The sequence below is a fragment of the Aldersonia sp. NBC_00410 genome, assembly GCF_026342035.1.
Lineage (GTDB): Bacteria > Actinomycetota > Actinomycetes > Mycobacteriales > Mycobacteriaceae > Aldersonia.
The window spans coordinates 234,747-260,435 of the sequence record NZ_JAPENM010000001.1 but is presented as its reverse complement, the minus strand read 5'-3'; the positions used below and the strand labels follow the sequence as shown (position 1 = coordinate 260,435).

Genomic DNA, 25,689 nt, shown 5'->3' with positions numbered 1-25,689 from the left:
GCGGGCGGTGTGGATTCCGGCGAGTGTTCAGCTCGGGTAGGTCTCGCCGAGCCAGCGTTCGGTGAACTCCGCCTCGGCGCGGAACAGGTCCACGAGGTTGACCAGCATCAGCTGTTCGAGCCGCGGACCGATCATCGGCAGGTAGACCTTTGCCTCGGACGAGGTGCGCAGTGTCGCCCCGGTGTCGGTGGCGAACAGTCGCATCGTGCCGGTGAGGCTGCCCGGTCCCGCCGGTATAGCGGCTTCGTACTTACCGGTGACCTCGCCGTCGCCGAAGGCCGAGTAGCTCTCCTTGCGCGTGATCACCATGTCCTTGCGGATCACGGTCTGCGCCATCTCGGGTAGCTCCGTGCGCGGCAGGATGTGCTCGAGCACGAGCTCGATCCCCGAGTCGTCGACTTGGAAGCTCGCGACATGGTTCGGCGAGTATTTGCGCATCTCCTCGACGCGCGCTTCCCAGTAGTCGCGGCTCGTCAGTGCGTCGTAAACCTCGCGCGTGGTGTGCAAGGGGTAGCGAGCGGAGTAGTCCAATCGGCGGGCCATGGTCACCAAGTTACCGGGCGGTCAGATTGCCAGAACACGCGCATGTATGCCAGGTCGATGGCGGCCCGGCGGGCCGGTCCGACTGGCGTCACGTTCACGGGTGTTGCGCGATCCACTCGGTGGTGAACTCATCCTCCTTGTCGAGCAGCCTGGTCAGTTGCTCGACCGCCACCGACTCGGCTTTGCCGCCGATCAGCGGGATCTTCACACTCACCTCACCGGCTACGGACATCACCGAATTCGCACCGTCGGCGGTGAGCGTCACGGTGCCGCCGATTTTGGCGGGCACGCCGGGGATTGCGGCCGAGAACGTTCCCGCGGCGCCGTTCCCGGCGGGGTCGAGCGGCCCCCAGGTCTGCGTCCGGTCGATCTCGAGATCGCCGGGATGGATCTTGGTGATGAGGCCGGGCAGGTTCTCTGCCGCGACGGTCTGCACCATCTTCACGTCGACGGCGGCGTCGGTGACGGTGAACTCGTCGATCCGGCCGCCGGCACCGCCGACTGCCTCGATCCGGTCGTCCCAGTACTGCTCGTTGGTGAACGCGGCATGCACGCGTTCCAGGGGTGCCGGGAACGTCACCTTGTGCTCGATCGGGGTCGCCATAGCGGGCACGCTACCGTTTGGGGCTGTGATCGGCCCTGCCATTCGTGACGACCTGCGACGGACCGGTGCCCTGCTGCGCGAGGGGGTGCCGCTCGCCGAGTTGACCACGCTCCGCGTCGGTGGTCCGGCGACGCTGCTGGCCGAATGCGCGAGCACCGAGACGCTGGTCGAGGCCGTTCGGGCCCTCGACGACGCCGGTGTGCCGACGCTGCTGGTGGCGGGTGGATCGAACCTGCTCGTCTGCGATGCCGGCTTCGACGGCGTCGCCGTGCGGATCGCGAACGACGGCGTGCAGATCGACGGCACCAGGGTGCTCGTGCAGGCCGGTGCCGTGTGGGACGACGTCGTCGCGAAGACCGTCGCGGCAGGGTTCGGCGGGCTGGAATGCCTGTCCGGGATCCCCGGGTCGGCCGGTGCGACGCCGGTGCAGAATGTCGGCGCCTACGGCGTGGAGATCGCCGCTCTGCTGCGCCGCGTGCAACTGCTCGACCGGACTTCCGGCGACGTGTCCTGGGCGGGGCCGGAGCGGCTCGGTCTCGGCTACCGCACCAGCGTGCTCAAGCATCGGGACGACGCGCTGGTGCTTGCCGCCGAGTTCGAGCTGCACAGCGACGGGCTGAGCGAGCCGCTGCGCTACCGCGAACTTGCCGCGGCCCTCGGCGCGGGCGAGGGTGAGCGCAGGCCGGCCGCGCAGGTGCGCGAGGCGGTCCTCGGGCTGCGCGGTAGCAAGGCCATGGTGCTCGACGCCGCCGACCACGACACGTGGAGCGCCGGCTCGTTCTTCACCAACCCGGTGATTGCCCCCGACCGCGTGGCGGGTGTGCTCGCGGCGATCGCGCAGCGCCTCGGCGATGTGCCCGTGCCGCGCTACCCGGCCGACCAAGGCGTGAAGCTGTCCGCGGGGTGGCTGATCGAGCGTGCCGGCTTCGGCAAGGGGTATCCCGGCGCGGATGCCCCGGCGCGGCTGTCCACCAAACACACCCTGGCGCTGACCAACCGTGGCGCCGCGACGGCGGCCGATCTGGTTGCGCTCGCGCGAAGTGTGCGCGACGGTGTGCAGACTGCCTTCGGTGTGCGGCTCGAACCCGAGCCGGTGCTGGTGGGGCACGCACTGTAGCCCCGCGCGCCCGCTGACAACGGGTGTGGGCGGTTTGTCACGGTATTCTGGCTACACGTGCGTCCCTCCCGCTTGATTTCGCTTATCGCAGCAGTGTTCGCCCTGCTCGCGTTCGTTGTCGCCTGTGGCGACGACGCCACCACCGACTCCGGTACCCCCGTCGAACAGCCACCTGTGGCCAAAGTCACCGCGGACCCCGCGGCCGACTCGACGGACATCAACCCCACCGCGCCGATCTCGGTCCGGGTCGAAGACGGCGTGTTGCGCGATGTCGCACTCACCAACGCGAACGGGAAGGTCGTCGCCGGGTTGCTGAGCCCGGACTCCACCACGTTCACCATCACCGAACCGCTCGGGTATGGGGCGACCTACACCTGGAGCGGGACCGCGATCGGTATGGACAACAAGCCGGTTCCGGTGAACGGCAGTTTCACCACCGTCGAACCGGAATCCACCACCTCGGCGCGGGTGCAGATCGCCGACGGTCAGATCGTCGGGATCGCGGCGCCGATCATTCTGCAGTTCGACGATCACGTCGCCGACAAGGCCGCGGTCGAACGTGCGCTCACCGTCACCACCAACCCGCCGACGGTCGGTTCCTGGGCTTGGCTGCCCGACGACAACGGTTCGCGCGTGCACTGGCGTCCACAGAACTACTGGACGCCGGGCACCACGGTGCACGTGGACGCGAAGCTGTACGGCGTCGACTTCGGTGAGGGCGCCTACGGCGACTCGGACCTGACCTCCGACTTCGCCATCGGCCGCAGCCAGATCGTCAAGGCTGAGGCGCCGAGCCATCGCATGCAGGTGGTCCAGGACGGCCAGGTGATCTTCGACTTCCCGGTGAGCTACGGGGAGGGCAACGAAGCGCGTAACGTGACGCGCAGTGGCATCCACGTGGTGTCGGAGAAGCACGAGGACTTTCTGATGTCCAACCCGCCGTATTACGAGAATGTGCGCGAGCGCTGGGCCGTGCGCATCTCGAACAATGGCGAATTCATCCACGCCAACCCCGAAACCACCGGCGTACAGGGCTCGTCGAACGTCACCAACGGTTGCATCAACCTCTCCAACGGCGATGCCGCTGCTTACTATCCGACGGCAATGTACGGCGATCCGGTCGAGGTCACCGGTACCCGGATCGATCTGTCCGCAGCCGACGGCGACATCTATGACTGGACCATCGATTGGCCGACGTGGCAGTCGATGTCGGCCCTGGACGGCTCCCCCGCGAGCGTGGTGTCCGCGACCCCGGTCGCGCCCGCCCCGGTTGCCGGCGGCTGAGGCTGCACCCGCGCAACCGCGACAGCAAGGAGAACGGCGATGGACGAGAACAAATCCTTCGGATTCGATCCCGACGATTTCGAGCGCGCCGCGCGGGAGGCCGGTGAAGGTCTGCGCGAGGTGTTCGAGAACCTCACCGCCGGCCTGGGCCAACAGGGCCGCGGCACCTGGACGTCGGTCTTCGCCGACCTCGCCCGGTCCGCGCAGCCGAAGCAGCCCGCCGAGCCGAAGCCGGAAACCACCGGCGACGCCGGTGCCGGGGTGTGGGCGATCTTCGTGCTCGACGAGTTCGGCATCGCCCGCGTCGATCAGGTATATCCGACCGAACTCGACGCGTTGCGCGCGAACCGGGAGAACACCGATCCGCGCCGCCGGGTCCGATTCCTGCCCTACGGCGTGACGATCAGCATCCTCGACCAGCAGGACGAGCCAGGCCACGACGCCGCGGAGTAGCGCCCGACCGGCTCAGCTCGTTCGGCGCGCGAACCGGCCCGGTCCGGCCTGGTCCCGCGGCTTGACCACGATCTGGTCGAGGTTGACGTGCGCCGGCCGGGAGGCGACGAAGCCAACGATCTCCGCGATGTCGGCGGCGACGAGCGGGTCGATCCCCTCGTACACCTTGGCCGCCCGCTCCGCATCGCCCTCGAAGCGGACCAGCGAGAACTCGGTCTCCACCGCGCCGGGGGCGATCTCGGTGAGACGCACCGGCTGCCCGAGCAACTCGCCGCGCAGCGTCCGGTGCAGCACGGCCTGCGCATGCTTGGCAGTGGTGTAGCCGGAGCCGTTGTCGTAGGCCTCCAGTGCGGCGACCGAGGTGATGGTGACGATCAGGCCGTCGCCGGAATCGATCAGTTTCCCCAGCAGCGCCTTGGTCACCCGCAGCGTGCCGAGGACGTTCGTCTCCCACATCCAGCGCCAGTCGTCGAGATCCGCTTCGGCGACCGTGGCCAGGCCTTTTGCGCCGCCGGCATTGTTCACCAGGACATCGGCGCGCGGGACGGCCGCGGCAAAGGCGGCGACGGAGTCCTCGTCGGTGACGTCGAGGGGGAGCGCGGTGCCGCCGATCTCCGCGGCCAGTTTCTCCAGCCGGTCGACGCGACGCGCGCCGACGACGACCTGGTAGCCCTGCGCGGCGAGCGTGCGGGCGGTGGCTTCGCCGATCCCGGAGCTGGCTCCGGTGACGACGGCGACGGGGGTGCTACTCGTGGTCATGTTCCGATCCTAGAAACCGGCGAGGGGGCACGTGGCCGTTGCGTTCGCCTGGCGGCGACAACGACACGTGCCCCCTCGCCGTGAGGTGGGTGGTGTTCAGTTCGCGATCGGTGAGAAGTGCGTGGCGTCGCCCTTGATCACGCGGCTGCGCTCGCCGTGCACGCCGACCGGGACGTCGCCGGCCAGGGTGATCCGGTTCAGCCGGCGGTACTGGTCGTCGTAGTCGGCGACCGCGTAGTGCTGGGTCGCCCGGTTGTCCCAGATGGCGACGTCGCCCGACTCCCAGTTCCAGCGGGCGGTGTGCTCGAGCTTGGTCACCCGGTCTTGCAGCAGGTTGAACAGAATCTGCGACTCCTTGGTGGAAAGCCCGATGAAGTTCTTGATGAAGTGGCCGAGCAGCAGCGTGCGCTCGCCGGTTTCCGGGTGCACTCGCACGACGGGGTGCTCGGTCTCGAAGTAGGTCGACTGGAACTCAGCCCGGTACTCCGCGGACTTATCGTCCTGAGCCCGCTCGGCGGCAGTCGCGGAGTAGTCGTACACATTGGTGTGCACGGCCCAGAGATTTTCCACGAGCTGCTTGAGCGAGTCGGGCAGCGCCGCGTAGGCCGCGGCGGTGGACGCCCACACCGTGGAACCGCCGTAGGCCGGCAGCTCGACCGCGCGCAGGATCGAGGCCTTCGGGATGCGGTCGACGAAGGTGACGTCGGTGTGCCAGCTGTTCGCCTTGCCATAGTCCGAATCGATCGCAAGGGTCTTGGTGCCGCGCGAGGTGACCGTCGGGTGCGCGGTGGTGGGGATGCCGAGCAGTTCGGCGAACGCGTACTGCGCATCGTCGTCGAGGTGGTGCTGACCGCGGAAGAAGATGACCTTGTGCTCGAGCAGCGCCTGCCGGATGAGCGCCACGGTGGCGGGGTCGAGATCGCCACCGAGGGACACCCCGTCGATCCGGGCGCCGATGTGGGCGCCGAGCTTGACGACACCGGCGGAGCCGACAGAGCCGAGAGAGCTGGTGGACGTGGCCTGCACGTCGGCGGATGAGGCGAGACCGATGGACATGACGATGCCTTTCGACGCACAGAACGGGGGGCTGCGGCACGGGTGGCCGTACTCGTGCCAGACAATCAGCGAATCCATGGACCGCGGAAGGCTTTCGGTCACCGTGAGCGCAAGGCAGCGCTGCGTGCACAAATACGGTTGTGCTTGATGGGCACTCCGCAGGCTCCGCGCCCGTGCTGATGTGGCACTCCGCAGGCTCCGCGCCCGTGCTGATGGGGCACTCCGCAGGCTCCGCGCCCGTGTGAGCGAGAATTTGCATTGTGGAAATTGGCACCTGAGCGTAAGGGTGCTAATTTGAACGCATGTCCACTGGCCGATCGCGCATCCTTCGCGTCACTTTCGTGACGTGTGCGCTCGGTTCGCGGCTGCCGCACCCGCGCGAACTGTGTTGTCCGCGCAGCTGTAGCTGCAGCTAGTCGTCAAGGGCCGGTCCGGCCCGGCGCATCGCGATAACTCGATTCCAGTTCATCGCCATCGACTTCACCGCCATTGACGGCTCCATGTGCAGCTTCTCCGCATGCCCGCGTCGACATTCGCCACCCCGCATCCGGGGCAGAAGAAGGAACCGATGTCCGTCTCAACTCTTGTTGCACCCATTCCCACCCAGGTGGTCGCCGCGCCGTCCGCACCCACCAACCGGGTTCGGGTCGTCGCCCCCGATTTCCGTATCTCCGACTCCTCCGCGGCCGCGGTTCTTCGGGCGGCCGTGCAGCACGGGCCGATCGCTCGTGACGCGGCGGCTCGCATCACCGGGGCCAGCATCGCGACCGTCAATCGTCAGGTCGCTGCGCTACTCGGCTCCGGATTACTGCGTGAGCGAGCCGATCTCACCGAACCCGGAGCGATCGGCCGACCCCGCGTGCCGTTCGAGGTCGACCACGACTCCTACCTGACTGTCGGCATTCATGTGGGTGCCGTCGTCACCAGCGTGATCGCGGCCGACCTGCGCGGCCGCATCCTCGGGGGTGTGGAAATTCCCACACCGTCCGGCCCGGCCGAACGCTCCGTGGCCGCAATTGCATACAGCGCAAGGAAATTCGCTGCCCGGTGGCATCGCCGCCGGCCACTGTGGACGGGCGTCGCGCTCGGCGGGCGCGTCGACCCGGAGACCGGCATCGTCGACCACGAGCGGCTCGGCTGGCATGAGGTGCCGGTCGGCGCGATCGTCGCCGACGTGCTCGGCCTGCCGACCTCGGTCGCGGCGCATGTCGAGGCGATGGCTGCGGCGGAACTGCTTTTGGCGCAGCGCAATCCGTCCGATACCCCGCGCGGCGGCACCAGCCTGTACGTCTACGCGCGGGAAACTGCCGGCGTCGCCATCTCGCTCGACGACCGAGTACACACGCCGAACAACGGCCCCGGATCGATCGCCCATCTGCCGACCGTATCCGACGTGGATTGCGAATGCGGACAACGCGGTTGCCTCGAGGCCGCGGTGAGCGACCGTGCGGTGCTTACTCGCGCCGTGCAACTCGGCCTGATCGATCCGGCCGGCAGTCGGCCGGTGATGGGCGAACTGTATCGAGCCGCCCGAGACGGCTCGCTTCCCGCGCACGAGTTGCTCGTCGAGCGCGCTCGGATTCTCGGACGGGCGGTTGCTACTTTGCGTGACGTCCTCAACCCCGACCGCGTCATCCTCGGCGGTCAGGCGTTCACCGAGTACCCCGCCGCGGTGCCACATGTCGCCGAAGCCTTCGCAAGCCGATCGACATTGACGCGCAAGGACATTCGGATCACCGGTTTCGGCAATCGGGTTCAGGAGTTCGCCGGTGCGGTGACCTCGTTGAGTGCGATCTACGCGGATCCGATTCCCGCGGTGCGCCGCTCGGCGGGAGTGCGTGCCGGCGCATAGCGCTCGGTCGGGACGGCAGCTACCCATAGAACGGCGCGGCGTCGGCGGCATTCTCGTCGCCGCCGCGCCGGGTCACCTCCGCGCGGGCCCGTTCGATACTGCCGTGTTCCAGTGCCGCCAAGGTGGATTCGCCGCTCCAGAGAATCTTCGCGCGGCGCCGAACCACGACGTTCAGACGACCGGCGAGGTGCTCGATCGCGCCGGGCACGTTGCGTCCCTCGTCCGGCAACGGAACCGGGAGCACGTGGGCCGCGCCGAGTGGTGAGCTGCCCTCGATTTCGACGGCGGTGTTCGGTCCGCGGCCGTGCAGCGACCAGGTTTCATCGGTGACCTTCGCCCGCACCGCGGAGACCAGGGGGTCGCCGAGCCGGATCACCTCGCCGTCCGGTAGCCGTACCACCACCGCGGTCACCTCGGTGCGCAATGGACCGGCGTTCACCTGGCCGCCGGCGAACGCGACGCACGCCTGCGGTTCGGCGAACGCCTGTGCCTGGCCCCACCACCACGAATCGGGGAAACCACCCTTACCCCAGTTCTTTTCGCCGTAGGCCTGGGCCCCGTCGAGATCCCAGCGCTCGCCGCCGAGAATCGCGGTGCCTTGTGCGTGCCCGCCGAGCAGCCACGGATGCCAATACTGGTTGAGCGCCGGAACTGCTTGGAAGACACTCGATCCGCCGAGACTTCGGCGCGGCCAGGGCGACCGCTGGGTGATCCGTACATCGAGTTGCGCATCCGGCCCGAGGTCCACCCGCACTCGGTCCGCGTCGGCGACGAACACGTCACCTGCCCGCGCGCCGAGCCGATCCGGGTCCGCCCAGCCGGTCGGATGCGCGACTGTGCGCAGAAATCCGTTCGGGTGCGCAGCGAGCCCGAGCGTGGCCCATGGCCCGTCCGGTCCGCGGTTCACGCCGATCAGCGCGATCACCACCCGGCCGCTGTCGGGTTGAGTGAACCGCCAGAAGTAACCCTCCATCGCCACGCCGTGCGCGCGCAGCGGATCGCCGTACGGCAGGTCGGCGCCGGTCGCCCGGTATCGCTGCAGCAGAGTCATGAACGTCACGCTAGCCACGATTGGCCGGCACGGCAGGGCATCCGACTGGTCGCCACGGCGCGTTGTGAGAGGATTCGCGGCCATGCCGATTCGTGAGGTACGCAGCGCCGACGGGACGGCGATCGTCTACCGGGTGACCGGGCCGGAGAACGCCAGACCGCTGGTCCTGGTCCACGGCTGGTCCGCCAACCTCACCTGCTGGGGCACCGCCGCGGAGGAGTTGGCCGGGCAATACCGGGTGATCGCGGTGGATCTGCGTGGCCACGGCTACTCCGATGCCCCAGAGTCCGGCTACGACGATTCGGCGAACTGGGCCGCAGACCTCGACGCGGTGCTCACCGCCGAACTCGTCACCTCCGATGCGGTGCTGCTCGGCTGGTCCTACGGCGGTCTGGTCATCACCGACTACCTCTCCGTGCACGGCACGGGCGCCATCGCGGGCGTGGTGTTCGTCGGCGCGATCAATGGAATCGGACCCGGGCAGCCGGGCGGCCGGACCGGCGACGCGATGCAGAACGCGATTCCGGGGGTGTTCGCCGAGCGCCCGGGTGCGGCAATTCGGGCATTTTCGGCATTCGGCAACGCCATGACCGGTCCGGGGGAGGACAAGGGCGCCATTGCGCAGCGGATGTTCGGCGCGAGCCTCGCCACACCGCCGCGGGTGCGCAAGGCACTGTTTCTGCGCACGCTCGACCACGACGATGTGCTGCGCAGGCTCGATGTCCCGGCGTTGCTGATCCACGGCACGGCCGACCCGGTGGTGGACATCGAGGCTGGACGCCATGCCGCGCAATTGATTCCGAACGTGCACACGTCCTACTGGGAGGGCAGCCAACACGGCCCCTTCATCGAGGACCCGGCCCGCTTCGTCCGTGAGGTCGGCGAGTTCATCGCCTCGCTCGGGTGAGGATGCCTACCCCAAGGTCGCTGCCCCGTTGCGAAAACAGGCACTATGGAGGGGTGAGTTCAGCGCAGAGCAGCCGGCCGAACCGCGTCGCGGTGTTGTCCCTGCATACGTCCCCACTTGCGCAGCCGGGCACCGGCGACGCGGGTGGGATGAACGTCTACGTGCTGCAGACCGCGGTGCAACTGGCCCGCCGTGGCACGCAGGTCGAGATCTTCACCCGGGCGACGTCGTCGGCCGATGAGCCCGTGGTGCAGGCCGCACCGGGCGTCCTGGTCCGCAATATCGTCGCCGGCCCGTTCGAGGGACTCGACAAGCACGACCTGCCGACCCAGTTGTGCACGTTCGCGGCGGGGGTGTTGCGCGAGGAGGCACGGCGCGAGCCCGGGTACTACGACCTGTTGCATTCGCACTACTGGCTGTCCGGGCAGGTGGGTTGGCTGGCGAGCGACCGGTGGGGGGTGCCGCTGGTGCACACCGCGCACACCCTGGCCGCCGTGAAGAACGCCGCGCTCGCCGATGGCGACCGCCCCGAACCGGCCGCGCGCGTGATCGGCGAGAAGCAGGTCGTCGCCGCCGCGGATCGGCTCACCGCGAACACCGCGGAGGAAGCCAAGCAACTCATCGAGACCTACGACGCGGCGCCGGAGAAGATCGACGTCGTCGCACCGGGCGCGGATCTGGCCCGGTACCGGCCCGGCGACCGTGCCGCGGCGCGCCGCGGGCTGGGGCTCGCGCCGGACGAGGCCGTGGTGACCTTCGTCGGCCGCATCCAGCCCCTCAAGGCACCGGACGTGTTGCTGCGCGCGGTCGGCCGGTTGCTCGCCGACCACCCAAACCAGCGGCTGCGCGTGCTCGTCGTCGGCGGGCCGTCCGGGACCGGGCTGGAACGCCCCGACCTGCTCATCGACCTGGCCGCGGAACTGGGTATCGCCGACCGGGTTCGCTTCCTCCCGCCGCAGCCCCCGGAACGACTGGTCGAGATCTATCGGGCCTCGGATCTGGTCGCCGTCCCGAGCTACAACGAATCCTTCGGGCTCGTCGCGATCGAGGCCCAGGCGTGCGGCACCCCGGTCATCGCGGCCGACGTGGGCGGACTCGGCACCGCCGTCCGCAACCACGAGACGGGGCTGCTCGTGCAGGGGCACCGCACCGACGACTGGGCGGCGGCGCTCGGTGCGCTGCTCCGCGAACCCGATCGGTTGCGTGAAATGGGCGACGCTGCCCATCGCCACGCGTCGGAATTCTCCTGGGACGCGACCGCCGACGGCCTCGCGGCCAGTTACGCCGCTGCGCTCGCGCGGCAGCGCCCCGGCGATACCGCACCGGTCGAACAGGCGCCCGCGCTCGCCTGGTCGAGCCGCGGCACGGCCGAGTGGTCGCCGCGCCGCACCGAGGTGCGTGCATGAGCACCAAGCGGCCGGAGGCTCGCGCGTGAGTGCCGAGCACACGCGCGAGATCCTCGACGCCGCACTGACCGAACGCGAACTCGAGTTCACCCGAAAGGGCGAGGACAACTTCATCGTCGAACTGCCCGGCGAGCGCAAGCTGAAGACGACGTGTCTGCTCACGGTGGGCGCGCACGGGGTGCGGGTCGAGGCGTTCGTGGCGCGTCATCCCGACGAGAACGAGGCCGGTGTGCACCGGTATCTGCTGCGCCGCAATCGCCGCCTCTACGGCGTGCACTACACGATCGACAAGATCGGCGACATCTACCTCGTCGGCCGGATCTCCAGCGATGCGGTGACCCCCGACGAAATCGATCGCGTGCTCGGCCAGACACTCGAGGCCGCGGACGGCGACTTCAACACGATTCTCGAACTCGGGTTCGCGGAATCCATTCGGCGCGAATGGAAGTGGCGAGTCTCCCGGGGTGAGTCACTGGCCAACCTGAAGGCGTTCGAGCACCTCGTCGAGGACTCCGACGACGACTGATCGGCAAGCGGTCCGGGTTCCGTCGGCGCGCCTGTGCGCTGCGTGAAAAGATGGGCGTCATGAGCACCGGAACCCTGGTCCTGCTCCGCCACGGCGAGAGCGAATGGAACGCGATGAACCTGTTCACCGGCTGGGTGGACGTGCACCTCACCGACAAGGGTGTCGCGGAGGGTAAGCGTGCGGGAACGCTGCTCGCCGAGCACGGCATCCTGCCCGACATCGTCTACACCTCCGTGCTCCGTCGCGCGATCAGCACCGCGAATATCGCGCTCGATGCCGCGGATCGGCACTGGATCCCGGTGGTGCGTGACTGGCGGCTCAACGAGCGGCATTACGGCGCGCTGCAGGGCAAGAACAAGGCGCAGATCCGGGACGAGTACGGCGACGAGCAGTTCATGCTCTGGCGGCGCAGCTACGACACCCCGCCGCCGGAGATCGAACTGGGCAGCAAGTACAGCCAGGACAGCGACCCGCGCTACGCCGGTATCGACGTGCCGCGCACCGAATGCCTGCAGGACGTCGTCGCGCGGATGGTGCCGTACTGGGAGTCGACGATCTCCAAGGAGCTGCTGTCCGGCAAGACCGTGCTGATCGCGGCACACGGCAACTCGCTGCGCGCGCTGGTCAAGCACCTCGACGGGATCTCCGACGACGACATCGCCGGGCTGAACATCCCCACCGGGATTCCGCTGCGCTACGACCTCGACGACGATCTGAAACCGCTCGGGCCGTCGGCGTACCTGGATCCGGAGGCGGCCGCTGCGGGTGCTGCCGCGGTCGCGAGTCAGGGCGCGTCGAAGTAGGGCGAGGCTCGGTCACCGCCGCTGTTGGGCGAACGGCGGGTTAACGACAGCGGAATACTGTTTCGGAATGACTGTGACGATGCCCGCCCTTTGCAGTCTGTGGGTTTACCGAAGCGTCGGTGACCGTACGATTGCGGCGTGGGCACTGTTCAGATACTGGCCATGGTCGCGGGTGCGGTCATGTGCTTTGTCGCCGGTGCCGTCGTCGTGCCCTTCTGGCGCGATCGGCGCTCGCGGCGATGCACCGTCGAAGCGGGCATGACTGTCGCCCAGGTGCTCGACCACATCCTGCGCTCTGCACCGACCGGTATCGCGGTGGTGGACGAACACCGCGACGTGTTGCTCTACAACCCGCGTGCCGTCGAGTTCGGGCTCGTCGACGACAGCGGACGGCTCGACGACCGCGCCTGGGTGGCGGTGGAATCGACCCTGCGCAACGGTGAACGCGCCGAATGCGACTTGAGCGCGCACGAGTACGGCCCGACCCGGGAAAACATTTCGGTGCACGGCGCGGCCCGAATGCTCACCCAATACGACAGCAACCTGGTGCTGGTCTTCGCCGACGACGATTCCGAACTTGTCCGGATGGAGGCGACACGCCGCGATTTCGTCGCCAACGTCAGTCACGAACTCAAGACTCCGATGGGCGCGATGAGTCTGCTCGCAGAGGCCCTGCTCGAATCCGCCGACGACCCCGACGCCGTCCGGCACTTCGGCGCCAAGGTGCTCTCGGAATCGAACCGGCTCGGCAACATGGTCAAGGAACTGATCTCGCTGTCCCGGCTGCAGGGCGCAGAGAAGCTCCCCGAAATGGCGGTCGTCGACGTCGACGAGCTCATCGCCGAGACCGTGGTCCGGTCCCGGATCTCCGCGGAGACCGCGAACATCACCGTCATCACCGACCGGCCGAGCGGGCTCGAAGTCACCGGCGACCGATCGCTGCTGCTCACCGCGTTGACCAATCTGGTGGAGAACGCCATCGCCTACTCGCCCGCCGGTTCACGGGTATCGGTGAGCCGCGCCATGCGCGATGGCAAGGTGTCCATCGCCGTCACCGACCGCGGGATCGGGATCGCGAAGGACGACCAGGAGCGCGTGTTCGAGCGGTTCTTCCGGGTCGACAAGGCGCGCTCGCGCTCGACCGGCGGCACCGGGCTCGGGCTGGCGATCGTCAAGCATGTCGCGGCCAACCACAACGGCGAGATCGACTTGTGGAGCAAGCCCAGTGTCGGGTCGACGTTCACCATTCGCATTCCGGCCTACGAGGACGTCGATGTGAAGGTGCCGCTGAGCGAATTGCCGCTGTGGCCCGACTACGTCGCGCATCCCAAGCCGGTACAGATCGACAATGTGCACGCTCCGGCATCGGCCCGGACCGATCGAGTCGTGGAGGCAACAGTTTGACCAGCGTGTTGATCGTCGAGGACGAAGAGTCGCTTGCCGATCCGTTGGCGTTTCTGCTGCGCCGGGAGGGCTTCGACGCGACCGTGGTCGGCGACGGCCCGTCCGCGCTGGCCGAATTCGACCGCTCCGGCGCCGACATCGTGTTGCTCGACCTGATGCTGCCCGGGATGAGTGGCACCGAGGTGTGCAAGCAGCTGCGGGCCCGCTCCGGTGTACCGGTCATCATGGTGACCGCGCGCGACAGCGAGATCGACAAGGTGGTGGGCCTCGAGCTCGGCGCCGACGACTACGTCACCAAGCCGTACTCGGCACGCGAGCTGATCGCGCGAATCCGCGCGGTGCTGCGGCGCGGCCCCGACGGCGATCTCGATGGCGGCGCGCTCGACAGCGGAGTCCTCGACGCCGGGCCGGTGCGCATGGACGTCGACCGGCACACCGTGCACGTCAAGGGCCAGCAGGTCACGCTCCCGCTCAAGGAGTTCGACCTGCTCGAATACCTGCTGCGCAACACCGGCCGGGTGCTCACCCGCGGCCAGCTGATCGACCGGGTCTGGGGCGCGGATTACGTGGGCGACACCAAGACCCTCGACGTCCACATCAAGCGGCTGCGCTCGAAGATCGAAGAGGATCCGGGCCGGCCGCAGTACATCGTCACCGTGCGCGGGCTGGGGTACAAGCTCGAGTCGTAGGAGCTGCTGTTTCCGCAGTGATCACGAGCTCAGTGTCACCGTTTGTGGTGCCGCTGTTGCGGTGGTTGGGTCCTGATCATCTGGTGTCTGGCTCATGATCACGATGCCGCTGAGGGTGTCGGGTTGGCTTGCATTTGTTTTGCCGGCACCGGATGTGATGGAACCGGCCGGCGTGACTTGATAGGAGCGTGACACCGCCCCCAACTGAGATGTGTCCGCCGACCGGTCCAACCATTCCCCCCGCCACTTCAGTGCAGGAGGCAACCACCATGGTTGTAGTTGGATCCGATGTACACAAGCGCACCCACACCTTCGTCGCGGTCGACGATCTGGGCCGCCCGCTCGGGCAGCTCACCGTCACCGCGGACCCGAAAGGGCACGCGAAAGCACTGCGCTGGGCCCACGACCGGTTCGGGACCGAGCTGCGGTGGGCGATCGAGGACTGCCGGGCCATGTCGGCACGACTGGAACGCGACCTGTTGGCCGCGGGGCAGGCGGTAGTGCGGGTACCGGCCAAGTTGATGGCCGAACAACGCCGCACCGCCCGCTCGCGCGGCAAGTCCGACCCGATCGACGCGCTCGCGGTGGCACGGGCGGCCCAACGCGAGCCCGACCTGCCGATCGCCCGTCCCGAGGAGACCGCGCGGGAGGTGAAACTGCTGGTCGATCGGCGTGAGGACCTCGTAGCCGAACGGACCCGCATGATCAACCGGTTACGGTGGCATCTGCACCTGCTCGGGCCCGGCGACCCGATCGCGGACCCACCCGCACGCACCCTGCACCGCGCCGGCACCCGAGCCGGACTGCGGGAGTGGCTGGTCGACCGGACCGGGATCGATGCCCGCCTGGCCCGTGACATCCTCACCGACATCGACCGGATCACCCCGGTCATCGACGACCTCGAACACGAGATCACCGCCTGGATGCAGGCCTTGGCTCCCGAACTGCTCGCCCTGCCCGGGTGCGGGGTATTGACTGCGGCCAAGATCTACGGCGAAACCGCCGGGGTACACCGCTTCGCCCACGAAGCGAAATACGCCGCCTACACCGGGACCGCACCCATCCCGGTCTGGTCCGGACGCACCGCCGGACGCATGCGGCTGTGCCGGTCGGGCAACCGCCAACTCAACGCCGCCCTGCACCGCATTGCCGTGACCCAGCTACAACTGGCCGGCCCCGGCAAGGCCTACTACGACAAACGCCGCGCCACCGGCGATTCCAACGCCGAAGCGCTGCGCTGCCTCAAACGTCGACTCGCCCGCCTCGTCTACCAAACCCTCAAACACCAACCCGCCATCCCCACCGAGCAACACGCCGCAGCCGCTTGACATAGGAGAAACAAATGGCCGCCCCTACTCCGCGGTGATCACGAGCAAATGGCCCTGCTGAGCGGTGTTTTGGGGGCCATTTGTTCGGGCTCGCGGGAGGGGAGCGGGACGGCTCAGGCCGCGGGTCGACGCGCAGCGTGCTGGCGTCGGACCCTCGCCACCAGCGCGTCCGGTCGGCGTCGCACATCGTCGGCCGAGACCACGATGATCAGCCAGCCGCGGTCCTGCATCCAGCCGATGCGGGCCTTGTCGCGACGCACCGCGAGCGGATCGCTGTGGAACGCGTCGCCGTCGTACTCGACGCCGACCATGGCTTCCCGCCAACCGAAGTCCAGGTAGAACCGCGGGATTCCCGCTTCGTCGAGGACGGGTACCTGTAGGTCGGGTTCGAGTTCGGCATCGACAAAAACGAGCCTGGTCTCGGACTCCATGGGTGACTGCGCGCGGCCGTCCGCGATCTCGACGAGCTGCCGCACCGCCACGATGCCGCGCCGCCCACCCTGGCGCCGCGCCGCTACGCGCAGCGCGTCCCGGTCGCAGAGTCCGGTCGCAAGAGCCGCGTCCATGGTCGCGAGGGCGCGGGGTCGCGGCAGAGTCCGAGCGAATTCGATTGCGGTCCAAGCGGGTTCGGTGACCAATTGTCCGTCGAATTTCGTGATCGGCGCGCCCAGCCGCTGATGGACCACGAGCCCCCGGTGTCCGTGCGGATGCACGTCCTCGGTATCGAGGATGTGCAGGCCGGGCACGGGCTCGGTGCAGAAGCCGAACAGTTGAGCGGCAGTCCCAAGGCAGGCCGTAACCGGACGACCGTAGGCCAGGCTCGCGCCGGCGAGGCGGTGCTCCAGCGTCACCGGATTGGGCGCGTAGATGCCGTGCCACAACTTCGCGACCTCATTGCAGGCGACGAGGGTGCGGAGCCGTTTACGAGAACAGGCGCGAGTTAGTTCGGCATAGGTCGCCGCACCACCGGCCTGGGCGAAGATGCTCCGAAGTTCGCTGTCCACGCGGTCATGCTGCGACCGATCGCGACCGAGCGGGCGAGGGAATCAGCAACTGTGGATAAGAAGAAAGTTGTCCACAGGGCCATTCGCTGGTGATCACCGAACGGGGCGAATCCGCCACTCCCGCGAGCCCGAACATGTGGCCCCTCGAACGCTCAAATTTGGGGCCATTTGCTCGTGATCACTGCGGGCGGGGCGGCCATTTGCTCGTGATCACCGCGCGCAGAACCCGACTAACGCTCCGGATGCGCGTGCGTGGTCGCTGGATGCACCGCAATGAGTCCCAGCCCCTCGCGTCGCTTGCAGTGCCGGGCCAGTTCGGCGTAGGCGGCGGCGCCGATCAGTTCGGTCAGCTCGGGCGCATAGGACTGCCAGACCGGGCGCGAGCCGACGTGCGCGTCGGGGGAGCCGGTGCAGTACCAGTCCAGGTCCAGGCCACCCTCGCCCCAGCCGCGGCGGTCGTACTCGCCGATCGCGGTGCGCAGTATCTCGACGCCGTCCGGGCGGGTCACCCAGTCCTGGGTGCGGCGGATCGGCAGTTGCCAGCACACATCGGGCTTCACTTCCAGCGGCTCGATGCCCTTGCGCACCGCCATGATGTGCAGCGCGCAGCCGATGCCGCCCTCGAAACCGGGCCGGTTGAGGAAGATGCACGCACCGTCGTAGCGGCGGGTGCGCAGCGCGGGCTCGTCCTCGAGCTCGTCTTCCTCGAGATAGCCCTTCTTCCCGAGCCCCTTGTCCCGTAACTGCCAGTCCTGCGCGGTGAGCATCTTCACCGACCGGGCCAATTTCTTCCGGTCGTCCTTGTCGGACAGGAACGCGCCGTGGCTGCAGCAGCCGTCGTCCGGGCGGCCCTCGATGATGCCCTGGCACGACGGGGTGCCGAACACGCAAGTCCAGCTGGAAAGCAGCCAGGTCAGATCGGCGGCGATCAGGTGCTCGTCATTGTCGGGGTCGACGAATTCGATCCATTCGCGCGGAAAGTCCAGTTCGACCTCCGGCGCCGGATCGATCTTGTGCGACGGCGGGCGCTCACCTGGTGTCACAGACGCCGACGGTAGACCAGTACCGTGTACCTGTGCGTTTAGGGGTACTCGATGTCGGCAGCAATACCGTCCATCTTTTGGTGGTGGACGCCCATCGAGGCGGTCACCCGATGCCGATGAGTTCGACCAAGGCCCCACTGCGGCTTTCGGAGAACCTGGACGACGCCGGCCGGATCACCACTTCCGGGGCCGAGCGGCTGATCCGCACGGTCGATGAGTTTTCCGGGATTTCGCGCAGTTCGGGGTGCGGCGAGTTGATGGCCTTCGCGACCTCCGCGCTGCGCGAGGCCGAGAATTCCGACGAGGTACTCGCCGCGGTCCGCGATAAGACCGGCATTGCGCTGGAGGTGCTGTCCGGTCGGGACGAGGCTCGGCTGACGTTCCTGGCCACCAGACGCTGGTTCGGCTGGAGCGCCGGCCGCATCGTCAACCTCGATATCGGCGGCGGCTCGCTCGAACTCAGCAGCGGTGGTGACGAGGATCCGGACGTGGCCCTCTCGCTGCGCCTCGGGGCCGGTCGGTTGACACGCGATTGGCTTCAGGGAGATCCGCCGGACAAGCGCCGCGTCGCCGTCCTGCGGGACTGGCTGGATGCCGAACTCGTCGATTCGGTGAAAGAGATCAAGGCCGCGGGCAAGCCGGATCTCGCGGTGGGCACGTCGAAGACCTTCCGCTCGCTCGCGCGGCTTACCGGCGCGGCACCGTCCGGTGCCGGTTTGCGGGTGCGGCGGACGCTTACGGCCACGGGTCTGCGCCAAGTGATCGCGTTCATCTCTCGGATGACTGCCGCGGACCGGGCAGAATTGGAAGGCGTGAGCGCAGATCGGTCCCAGCAACTCGTCGCGGGCGCCCTGATCGCCGAGGCGGCGATGCGGGCGCTGTCGGTCGAGCAACTCGAAATTTGCCCCTGGGCGCTGCGCGAAGGGCTGATTTTGCGCAAACTCGATACCGAGCCGAATGGCCACGAAACCGAAACGCCGCTCATGGAGGTGGTCCAGTGAGTACGGCCGAGGAATCGCCGACGGACACCGGGCAGATCAGCGTCGCGGAGCTACTGGCCCGCAATGGCCGTACCGGAACAGGTACCAGCAGCGGCGCCGGCGGTGGCGGTCGGCGTCGGCGCGGGGAGAGCGGCGGCGGCATCTCGGTTACCGAGCTGACCGGCGAGCTCCCGAAGGTGCGGGCCACCACTTCGCACCGCCGCGCGGTCCTCGATCCGGACGAGGCCGACGAAACCCCGGCCGAGGCCGTCTCCGCACCGCCGGACCCGACGCCCGCAGCGGCGCCCGAGCCGGTGGAGACGCAGCACGAGGACGACACGACCTCGCACGCCTGGTCCGCGCTGGAGCGTGAGCCCGAGCTGCTCTCCGGCGGCAGCGTTGCCAGCGAACTGCTGCGCAACTCGATCGAGGCCACCCGCGATAAGCCCGATAAGCCCGAGCCCGAGTCCGAAGCGCCCGAACCCCAGGTCGCCAAGGCGCCGGACGCGGCTCAGGAGTTCCCCATCGTCGACGTCCCGACCTGGGCGATCACCGGCGAGGTCGACGTTCGCGACGACCTTGCCGAAAAGGACACCGCCGAAAAGGACACTGCCGAAAAAGGCACGGCCGAGAAGGGCGCCATCGATCGGCCGAAGCAAGCGGAGCCGACCACCCAGGTGTCGGCGGGTACCGCGGAATCCACCGACGACACCGATCCGGAGACGGACGAGGCAACCGACTCGACCGAGGCCGACGCCGAACCGGACGAGCACTCGGAGCGCGACTCCATCAAGCAGTGGCTCGCGCTGGCGGGCGAAGCCGCGGTCGCGCTCATCGTGGGTGGGTTGCTGTTCAAGGGCTTCGAGCGGCTGTGGGACATGATGCCCTGGGTCGCGCTGGTCCTTTCGGTTCTGGTGATCCTCGGCCTCGTTGCGCTGGTGCGGGTGGTTCGCAAGACCGACGACATCCTGAGCTTCGTCATCGCGATCGTGGTCGGCATCTTCATTACGATCGGCCCCCTCGCCTTCCTGCTCAGTACGGGTTAGCCGCAATGACAGTCAGCACCGACCGACCCGTGCGCCGGAAGATTCCGGTTGGGTTGTCGACCGCTTCGGTCTATCCGCAGAACGCCGAGGACGCGTTCCGCTACGCCGCCGAACTCGGCTACGACGGCGTCGAACTGATGGTGTGGGCCGAGCCGGTCAGCCAGGACCTCGGTCGGGTGCAGGCGCTGGTACGCAAGTACGCGGTACCGGTGCAGGCAGTGCACGCGCCGTGCCTGCTCATCTCCCAGCGCGTCTGGGGTGCCGATCCCGTCGCGAAGCTCGAACGGTCGGTGCGGATGGCCGAGGCGCTCGGCGCGGACAACGTGGTGGTGCATCCGCCGTTTCGCTGGCAGCGGCGCTACGCCGACGGCTTCGCCGACCAGGTGGCGGAGCTGGAGGCCAAGAGCAATGTCGCGGTCGCGGTGGAGAACATGTTTCCGATGCGGGCGGACACGCTGTTCGGTCGCGGTGAAGCGTCGGCGGAACGGATGAAGCGGCGCGGCGGACCCGGTGCCGCGCTGTCGGTGTTCAGCCCGTCCTACGATCCAACCGACACCGGCCACGCGCACTACACACTCGACCTGTCGCACACCGCGACCGCGGGTATGGACGCGATGGCGCTGGCGGAGCGGATGGGATCGAACCTCACGCATCTGCACCTCGCCGACGGCCGGGGCGCGGCCTACGACGAGCACCTGATCCCGGGGGAGGGCACGCAGCCGTGCGCCGAGGTGCTCGACACGCTGGCGCGCAATAACTTCGCCGGCCAGGTCGTGCTCGAGGTCAATACGCAGAATGTGCGCAACCTCGCCGAGCGCTCCGTGATGCTGCGCCAGGCTCTGACGTTCGCGCGCACGCATCTGACCGGTCCGAGCGACTACGGGACGCCTATCGCCGGCTCTCGCTCAGAGTCCGCCGATGCCGGCGACGAGCACGGCGACGCCTGAGATCAGCAGCCCGGCCACCAGGCACGCGGCGCCGACCCAGATCGAGGCGATCATCCGGCCGGGCCGCTGCGGATCCGTGCCGAGCACGGACAAGAAGAATCCGAGCGGGATGAAGATCGCCGCGCACAACACGGTGATCGCGCCTGCGGCGGCCCAACCCGGGCTCGCCCCGGACACGGTGCCGAGCAGGGCGACGACCAGGCCGAGGATGACGAGCACCCCGGCGTGCGCGTGACCGGCGCGGAAGAAGGTCTTTTGTAGGTCGTTGGCGCCCTGCTTGCCGGTCACCACGCGGAGCATGAACGTCCCGCCGAACGCGATGCCGATCACGGTGAGCACGGTGATTCCGATGACTGTCGCCAGCAGTGGCGACAGCGGCTCGACAGTCGAAGCAGTGGTGGTCATGACGGCTCCCTCCGGAGCGTGAGCCCGATTGGATACTTCGGATATCCAATAATGGATAGTGTTAGTATCCAATGTCAAGGAGGTTCTGATGCGGGTCTCGGAACTGGTCGCGGCGACCGGCGTACCCCTCGCGTCGGTCAAGTTCTATCTACGCGAGGGCCTGCTCATGCCCGGTGCGGCGACGAGCGCCACCCGCGCCGAGTACGGCGATGAGCACATCCGTCGGCTGCGCCTGATCAAGTCGCTGACCTCGCTCGGTCTGCCCGTCGCGAAGGTGCGCGTGATCATCGAGGCGATCGACGCGCCCACCGGCGCACTGTTCGACTCGCTCGGTACCGCCCTGTCCGCCCTGCCGCCCTACCCCGACGGTGCCGCCGAAGATCCTGGCGACGAAGACGCGTTGCCGGTCGACTATCCGAGGGCACGCGCCGCACTGGGCTGCTTGGGCCAGACCTACACGCCGACCTATCCGGCGGTCGCCCAGCTCGAGCACGCCCTCGAAACGCTCGAGCAGATCGGTATCCCGATGAGCGAGGAGAAGCTGCGCGCATACGGCCGCCATGTGCGCGGCATCGCCGAAGCGGACCTCGCCGAGATGCCGACCGACTCGCCCCGGGCAGCGATCGAATACGCGGTGCTCGGTACCGTTTGTTATGAGCCGGTCATCGCGGCGATGTGGCGGCTTGCGCACCAGGACCTGGCCGCTCGGACCCTGACCGATGTCACGCGTGGACCCGCGGAAGAAGAGTGAGAGAGAAGTCGATGAGCGCTGATCCGACCGCCCTTGACCGGCCCGAAGGCGCCGACAGCGGCTCTCGAGCAGGGCCCGCGCCCTTCCGGCAGCTGTGCACGCTCAGCCCACTTGGCGAGGGCAGGTACGGGGCGCATATCGATCCGATGTGGACAATCGGCCCGAAGGTGCACGGCGGCGTCATGCTCGCGGTCACCGCCGCCGCGGCCCGCGCCGAGCTGCGCGCGGACGCCCCGGATGTCGCCGCGGGTATGCAGCCGATTGCCGCGAGCGTCGATTTCCAAGGTGCACCCGACCCGGGCGATGTCACCCTCGCTGTCACCGTCCGCAAGACCGGACGGCAGATCTGCCTTGCCGACGTCGCGCTGATGCAGGGTGAGCGCACCTTCGTCAGGTCGGCCGTCACCCTCGGATTCCCGGAGCAGACCCGGCCGGTGCATCAGATCGACGGGCTGACCGACATGGCCGTTGAACCGGCTGCGAACAGCGACGACTATCAGGGCGATTCACCGATGGGCAAGATCGTCAACGTCGCACGCGGCTGTCATCTGCGGCTCGATACGACGTCGGCGAAGTTCCTGTCCGGGGAGCTCGGGGAGCCTGCCGTTCGGATGTGGGCCCGGCCGTTCGACGCCGACGACGAGGATCTCGACACCCGGGTGCTGTTCGCGATGATGTCCGCCGACATCAGCCCGCCCGTGCTGATGAACCTCGGCCAGCTGGGCTGGGCGCCGACCGTGCAGATCACGACGTATCTGCAGCGCATCCCGGCAGCGGGCTGGCTGCGCGTGATGTCAAGCGCCAAGTCCATCGGATCGGTGCTGTTCGACGAGGATCATGTGCTGGTCGACTCGACGGGCGCGGTGGTGGCGCAGAGTCGCCAGCTCGCCATGGCGCCGAAGTAGCGCAGCGCACGGACGCCGATCCCGGGCACACCTGCCCTGACCCGCCGCCTAGGCTGTCGGCCATGACGAGAATCGCAGTGATCGGCGGCGGCAAGATCGGTGAGGCGCTGATCGCCGGCCTGCTCGAATCCGGGCGGGCCACGAAGGACCTTGTCGTGGCCGAGCATTTCGAGGCGCGCGCGAAGGAGCTCGCGGCGGCCTACGGCATTCGTGTCACCGATGTCGCGGACGCCGTCGAAGGCGCCGATGTCATCGCGATCGCGGTGAAGCCGGCCGACGTCGATTCCGTGCTCAACGCGATCGGCGAGGTCGACCTCGATGGCGAGCGCGAGCAGATGCTGATCTCGCTCGTCGCGGGCGTGCCGACCTCGCGGTTCGAGCTCAAACTGCCTGCCGGCTTCCCGGTGGTCCGCGCGATGCCGAACACGCCGATGCTGATCGGGCAGGGCATGAGCGCAATCGCGCCCGGCCGTTATGCCCGCAAGCAGCACCTCGAGCTGGTCAACGAGGTGCTCGGCGCCGTCGGCCAGGTCACCACGATCGCCGAGAATCAGATCGACGCCGCCACCGCGGTCTCCGGGTCCGGGCCGGCCTATTTCTTCCTCGTCGTCGAGGCGATGGTGGAGGCGGCCGTTGGGCTCGGGCTCCCGCGCGCCACGGCCACCGAGCTGGTCGTACAGACGATGGCCGGATCCGCGGCCATGCTTGCCGTCACCGACGAGCCGGCCGCACTGTTGCGTGCCGGGGTCACCTCGCCCGCCGGAACCACTGCCGCCGCCATCCGTGAGCTGGAACGGCACGGGGTGCGCTCGGCGTTCATCGAGGCGCTGCACGCGGCGAAGAATCGGTCCGTGCAGCTCGGCTCCGACACCGATTCGTAATTCGATTGCGCTCAGCCGTCGCAGTAACACCACTGGTAACGCTAAGCTGCTGAGAGCACGTGCGTGTCTGTTCCGCCGGTGGGGAAGCCGGTGGCGCGGTCGTGCCGGAGGTGTTGTGGGTTGATGGCGTCTGCAAACAAGCCGTCGCAGGGCATGGGCGGGTCGAACGACCCGCAACAAGCCCTCGGTGGAACACAGTTCCTGACCGTCGCCGAAGTGGCGAACCTGATGCGGGTCTCGAAGATGACGGTGTATCGGCTTGTGCACGCGGGTGAGCTCCCGGCAGTGCGGGTGGGACGCTCATTCCGTGTGCATGCGAAAGCCGTGCACGACTATTTGGAGACCTCGTACTTCGACGCCGGGTGAGTGATGTCACGCGGATGATTGAGGAGGAGTGCCGAGGCGGTTTCGTGCGCGTCATGCACGGGCGGTAGTATCGGGGCTCGTCGTGCCAGCCAGGTTCCGTCAGCGCTGCGCAAGAGAGGCGTACGTGACCGGCGTGCGCGAACGCTATAGAGAACGTGAGGATTGCCCGAATGGGTTCTGTGATCAAGAAGCGCCGCAAGCGCATGTCGAAGAAGAAGCACCGCAAGCTGCTGCGTCGCACACGAGTTCAGCGTCGCAAACTCGGTAAGTAAGCGGCGCCAGTGCCGACCCGAATGCCCGCCACCCGAATGGGTGGCGGGCATTTGTGTTTGAAACGTCGGATTTTGACACAGGGGCCTGTTCGAACTGCCGATTAAATCATCGTTAGAACCTCGTTAAGCCTTCGATCATCCAGGCTGACCGTGCTCTAAAGTGATCCGGATAACACGAAACTGGGGGATTCTCGTTGACTGATGAGGAACGCAGCACTCCGCCGAGGGTGGTACTCGTCGCCGGTGCGAGCATGTTCTTCGGCGCGTATCTGGTGGCTCGGCTTGCGCAGAACCCAGCGGTGGAGCGGGTGATCGCGGTCGATGCCAAGACGCCTTCCAAGGATCTCCTGCGGCGGATGGGGCGTGCCGAATTCGTTCGGGCGGATATTCGAAATCCATTGATAAGCAAGGTAATTGCCGGTAATAACGTCGACACCGTTGTCCATTCGGCGACGATGTCGCGGCCGCAGAAATCGGGCAGCCGCACGGCAATGAAGGACGCCAATGTCTTCGGCGCCATGCAGTTGTTCGCGGTCTGCCAGAAGACGCCGAGCGTGCGCAAGGTCGTCGTGCGGTCGTCGACGTCGGTATATGGATCGAGCGCGAAGGACCCGGTGAAGTTCACCGAGGACATGGGTGCGCTGCGGCCGCCGCGCGGTGCGTTCGCGCGCGACATGATCGAGGTCGAGGGGTTCGCTCGCGGGCTTGCCCGGCGCAGGCCCGATATCGCGATCTCGGTACTCCGGCTCGCGCCGACCGTCGGCCCGCAGTTGTTGGGCAGCGCGGTCAGGTACGTGAGCTCGCCGCTCGTGCCCAGCGTGCTCGGACGCGATGCCCGTCTCCAATTGCTGCACGAGCAGGACGCGCTCGCGGCCCTCGAACTGGCCACCGTTTCCGGACCGGCGGGCACCTTCAACATCGCCGGTGATGGCCTGTTGATGCTGTCGCAGGCGATCCGCCGGGCGGGCCGTGTCGAGGTGCCGATGCCGTTCTCGATGTTCAGCAACGTCGGGCGCATGCTGATGGGTCCGCTGATGCGCGAGTTCACGTCGGCGCAGATGGACTACTTCCAGTTCGGCTGCGCAACCGACACCGTGCGGATGCGCACCACGCTCGGCTTCGAGCCGCGCTGGACCACCCCCCAAGCATTCGATGACTTCGTCAAGGGCGCGGCGTTGCGACCTGTAATCAAACCCGACTGGATCGATGCGGCCGAGGCCGGCCTGTTGAACCTCGTCGGAGCGAAAGCGGGAGCACAGTGACCAACGACATCACTCACGACACCCCGATCGACACCACCGAGCCGC

At 67.8% G+C, this 25,689-nt stretch carries 28 protein-coding genes; 20 read left to right on the top strand and 8 right to left on the bottom strand.

The window, feature by feature from the left end; all coding sequences use genetic code 11:
* Window positions 1–27 precede the first annotated feature (27 nt).
* Window positions 28–543 carry a DUF2505 domain-containing protein gene (locus OG921_RS01210; protein ID WP_266110513.1) on the bottom strand — a complete coding sequence of 172 codons (516 nt, stop codon included), beginning with the start codon at window positions 541–543 and terminating at the stop codon, window positions 28–30.
* A 94-nt stretch (window positions 544–637) separates the two neighbouring features.
* Window positions 638–1,147 carry a DUF2505 domain-containing protein gene (locus OG921_RS01205; RefSeq protein WP_266110512.1) on the bottom strand — a complete coding sequence of 170 codons (510 nt, stop codon included), beginning with the start codon at window positions 1,145–1,147 and terminating at the stop codon, window positions 638–640.
* A 73-nt stretch (window positions 1,148–1,220) separates the two neighbouring features.
* Between OG921_RS01205 and OG921_RS01200 the strand changes: the two genes are divergently transcribed.
* The 3 genes from OG921_RS01200 to OG921_RS01190 are packed head-to-tail and all read left to right on the top strand — an operon-like array spanning window position 1,221 to window position 4,001.
* Complete coding sequence (locus OG921_RS01200; RefSeq protein WP_266111016.1) at window positions 1,221–2,264, top strand: UDP-N-acetylmuramate dehydrogenase; 1,044 nt, start codon at window positions 1,221–1,223, stop codon at window positions 2,262–2,264.
* A gap of 57 nt (window positions 2,265–2,321) precedes the next feature.
* Window positions 2,322–3,548 (top strand): Ig-like domain-containing protein, encoded by a 1,227-nt coding sequence (locus OG921_RS01195; protein ID WP_266110511.1) that lies wholly within the window; start codon window positions 2,322–2,324, stop codon window positions 3,546–3,548.
* A 39-nt stretch (window positions 3,549–3,587) separates the two neighbouring features.
* Complete coding sequence (locus OG921_RS01190; RefSeq protein ID WP_266110510.1) at window positions 3,588–4,001, top strand: hypothetical protein; 414 nt, start codon at window positions 3,588–3,590, stop codon at window positions 3,999–4,001.
* 12 nt (window positions 4,002–4,013) lie between these two features.
* Here OG921_RS01190 and OG921_RS01185 read toward each other — a convergent pair whose 3' ends face one another.
* Window positions 4,014–4,760 carry an SDR family NAD(P)-dependent oxidoreductase gene (locus OG921_RS01185; protein WP_266110509.1) on the bottom strand — a complete coding sequence of 249 codons (747 nt, stop codon included), beginning with the start codon at window positions 4,758–4,760 and terminating at the stop codon, window positions 4,014–4,016.
* Between the two features lie 96 nt (window positions 4,761–4,856).
* Window positions 4,857–5,816: a TauD/TfdA family dioxygenase gene (locus tag OG921_RS01180; protein WP_266111015.1), complete on the bottom strand. Its 960-nt coding sequence runs from the start codon at window positions 5,814–5,816 to the stop codon at window positions 4,857–4,859.
* Window positions 5,817–6,384: 568 nt separating this feature from the next.
* Here OG921_RS01180 and OG921_RS01175 point away from each other — a divergent pair.
* A complete protein-coding gene (locus OG921_RS01175; protein ID WP_266111014.1) occupies window positions 6,385–7,668 on the top strand; it encodes an ROK family transcriptional regulator in 1,284 nt (427 codons plus the stop codon).
* 19 nt (window positions 7,669–7,687) lie between these two features.
* Here OG921_RS01175 and OG921_RS01170 read toward each other — a convergent pair whose 3' ends face one another.
* Complete coding sequence (locus OG921_RS01170) at window positions 7,688–8,719, bottom strand: tocopherol cyclase family protein (protein ID WP_266110508.1); 1,032 nt, start codon at window positions 8,717–8,719, stop codon at window positions 7,688–7,690.
* Between the two features lie 82 nt (window positions 8,720–8,801).
* On the opposite strand from OG921_RS01170, the gene OG921_RS01165 reads away from it, so the two are divergent.
* The 7 genes from OG921_RS01165 (at window position 8,802) to OG921_RS01135 (ending at window position 15,782) form a co-directional block, all read left to right on the top strand.
* Window positions 8,802–9,626: an alpha/beta fold hydrolase gene (locus OG921_RS01165; RefSeq protein ID WP_266110507.1), complete on the top strand. Its 825-nt coding sequence runs from the start codon at window positions 8,802–8,804 to the stop codon at window positions 9,624–9,626.
* 53 nt (window positions 9,627–9,679) lie between these two features.
* Complete coding sequence (mshA, locus tag OG921_RS01160) at window positions 9,680–11,032, top strand: D-inositol-3-phosphate glycosyltransferase (protein ID WP_266110506.1); 1,353 nt, start codon at window positions 9,680–9,682, stop codon at window positions 11,030–11,032.
* A 25-nt stretch (window positions 11,033–11,057) separates the two neighbouring features.
* Window positions 11,058–11,558, top strand: coding sequence for a YbjN domain-containing protein (locus OG921_RS01155; protein ID WP_266110505.1), 501 nt, complete (start codon window positions 11,058–11,060; stop codon window positions 11,556–11,558).
* 50 nt (window positions 11,559–11,608) lie between these two features.
* Window positions 11,609–12,361: a phosphoglyceromutase gene (locus tag OG921_RS01150; RefSeq protein ID WP_266110504.1), complete on the top strand. Its 753-nt coding sequence runs from the start codon at window positions 11,609–11,611 to the stop codon at window positions 12,359–12,361.
* A gap of 138 nt (window positions 12,362–12,499) precedes the next feature.
* Window positions 12,500–13,765, top strand: coding sequence for a cell wall metabolism sensor histidine kinase WalK (locus OG921_RS01145; RefSeq protein WP_266110503.1), 1,266 nt, complete (start codon window positions 12,500–12,502; stop codon window positions 13,763–13,765).
* Window positions 13,762–14,454, top strand: coding sequence for a response regulator transcription factor (locus tag OG921_RS01140; RefSeq protein ID WP_266110502.1), 693 nt, complete (start codon window positions 13,762–13,764; stop codon window positions 14,452–14,454). The genes OG921_RS01145 and OG921_RS01140 overlap by 4 nt, the downstream gene beginning before the upstream one ends.
* A gap of 251 nt (window positions 14,455–14,705) precedes the next feature.
* Window positions 14,706–15,782 (top strand): IS110 family transposase, encoded by a 1,077-nt coding sequence (locus OG921_RS01135; RefSeq protein ID WP_266110501.1) that lies wholly within the window; start codon window positions 14,706–14,708, stop codon window positions 15,780–15,782.
* Window positions 15,783–15,895: 113 nt separating this feature from the next.
* Here the strand turns inward: OG921_RS01135 and OG921_RS01130 are convergent, their stop codons facing one another.
* Both OG921_RS01130 and OG921_RS01125 read right to left on the bottom strand, forming a co-directional pair.
* On the bottom strand, window positions 15,896–16,786 hold the full coding sequence (locus OG921_RS01130) for a hypothetical protein (RefSeq protein ID WP_266110500.1): 891 nt from the start codon (window positions 16,784–16,786) through the stop codon (window positions 15,896–15,898).
* Window positions 16,787–17,016: 230 nt separating this feature from the next.
* On the bottom strand, window positions 17,017–17,829 hold the full coding sequence (locus OG921_RS01125) for a hypothetical protein (RefSeq protein WP_266110499.1): 813 nt from the start codon (window positions 17,827–17,829) through the stop codon (window positions 17,017–17,019).
* A gap of 32 nt (window positions 17,830–17,861) precedes the next feature.
* On the opposite strand from OG921_RS01125, the gene OG921_RS01120 reads away from it, so the two are divergent.
* From OG921_RS01120 to OG921_RS01110, 3 genes are read left to right on the top strand one after another with little or no spacing between them, the layout of a single operon-like run.
* Window positions 17,862–18,830 (top strand): Ppx/GppA phosphatase family protein, encoded by a 969-nt coding sequence (locus OG921_RS01120; RefSeq protein WP_266110498.1) that lies wholly within the window; start codon window positions 17,862–17,864, stop codon window positions 18,828–18,830.
* Complete coding sequence (locus OG921_RS01115; protein ID WP_266110497.1) at window positions 18,827–19,855, top strand: Yip1 family protein; 1,029 nt, start codon at window positions 18,827–18,829, stop codon at window positions 19,853–19,855. The genes OG921_RS01120 and OG921_RS01115 overlap by 4 nt, the downstream gene beginning before the upstream one ends.
* Window positions 19,856–19,860: 5 nt before the next feature.
* Entirely contained in the window at window positions 19,861–20,802 is a 942-nt protein-coding gene (locus tag OG921_RS01110) for a sugar phosphate isomerase/epimerase (RefSeq protein ID WP_266110496.1), read from the top strand.
* Here the strand turns inward: OG921_RS01110 and OG921_RS01105 are convergent.
* Window positions 20,761–21,177, bottom strand: a complete 417-nt coding sequence (locus OG921_RS01105) for a hypothetical protein (protein ID WP_266111013.1) — start codon at window positions 21,175–21,177, stop codon at window positions 20,761–20,763. The two genes, OG921_RS01110 and OG921_RS01105, sit on opposite strands and share 42 nt — an antisense overlap.
* 118 nt (window positions 21,178–21,295) lie before the next feature.
* Between OG921_RS01105 and OG921_RS01100 the strand changes: the two genes are divergently transcribed.
* The 6 genes from OG921_RS01100 (at window position 21,296) to OG921_RS01075 (ending at window position 25,644) form a co-directional block, all read left to right on the top strand.
* Window positions 21,296–21,958 (top strand): MerR family transcriptional regulator, encoded by a 663-nt coding sequence (locus tag OG921_RS01100; RefSeq protein WP_266110495.1) that lies wholly within the window; start codon window positions 21,296–21,298, stop codon window positions 21,956–21,958.
* 11 nt (window positions 21,959–21,969) lie between these two features.
* Window positions 21,970–22,863 carry a thioesterase family protein gene (locus OG921_RS01095; RefSeq protein ID WP_266110494.1) on the top strand — a complete coding sequence of 298 codons (894 nt, stop codon included), beginning with the start codon at window positions 21,970–21,972 and terminating at the stop codon, window positions 22,861–22,863.
* A 62-nt stretch (window positions 22,864–22,925) separates the two neighbouring features.
* Window positions 22,926–23,744 (top strand): pyrroline-5-carboxylate reductase, encoded by an 819-nt coding sequence (gene proC, locus OG921_RS01090; protein WP_266110493.1) that lies wholly within the window; start codon window positions 22,926–22,928, stop codon window positions 23,742–23,744.
* A 123-nt stretch (window positions 23,745–23,867) separates the two neighbouring features.
* Window positions 23,868–24,110 (top strand): helix-turn-helix domain-containing protein, encoded by a 243-nt coding sequence (locus tag OG921_RS01085; protein ID WP_266110492.1) that lies wholly within the window; start codon window positions 23,868–23,870, stop codon window positions 24,108–24,110.
* A gap of 170 nt (window positions 24,111–24,280) precedes the next feature.
* Entirely contained in the window at window positions 24,281–24,382 is a 102-nt protein-coding gene (locus OG921_RS01080; RefSeq protein ID WP_003402602.1) for an AURKAIP1/COX24 domain-containing protein, read from the top strand.
* Between the two features lie 194 nt (window positions 24,383–24,576).
* Window positions 24,577–25,644, top strand: coding sequence for an NAD-dependent epimerase/dehydratase family protein (locus OG921_RS01075; protein WP_266110491.1), 1,068 nt, complete (start codon window positions 24,577–24,579; stop codon window positions 25,642–25,644).
* Window positions 25,645–25,689 lie beyond the last annotated feature (45 nt).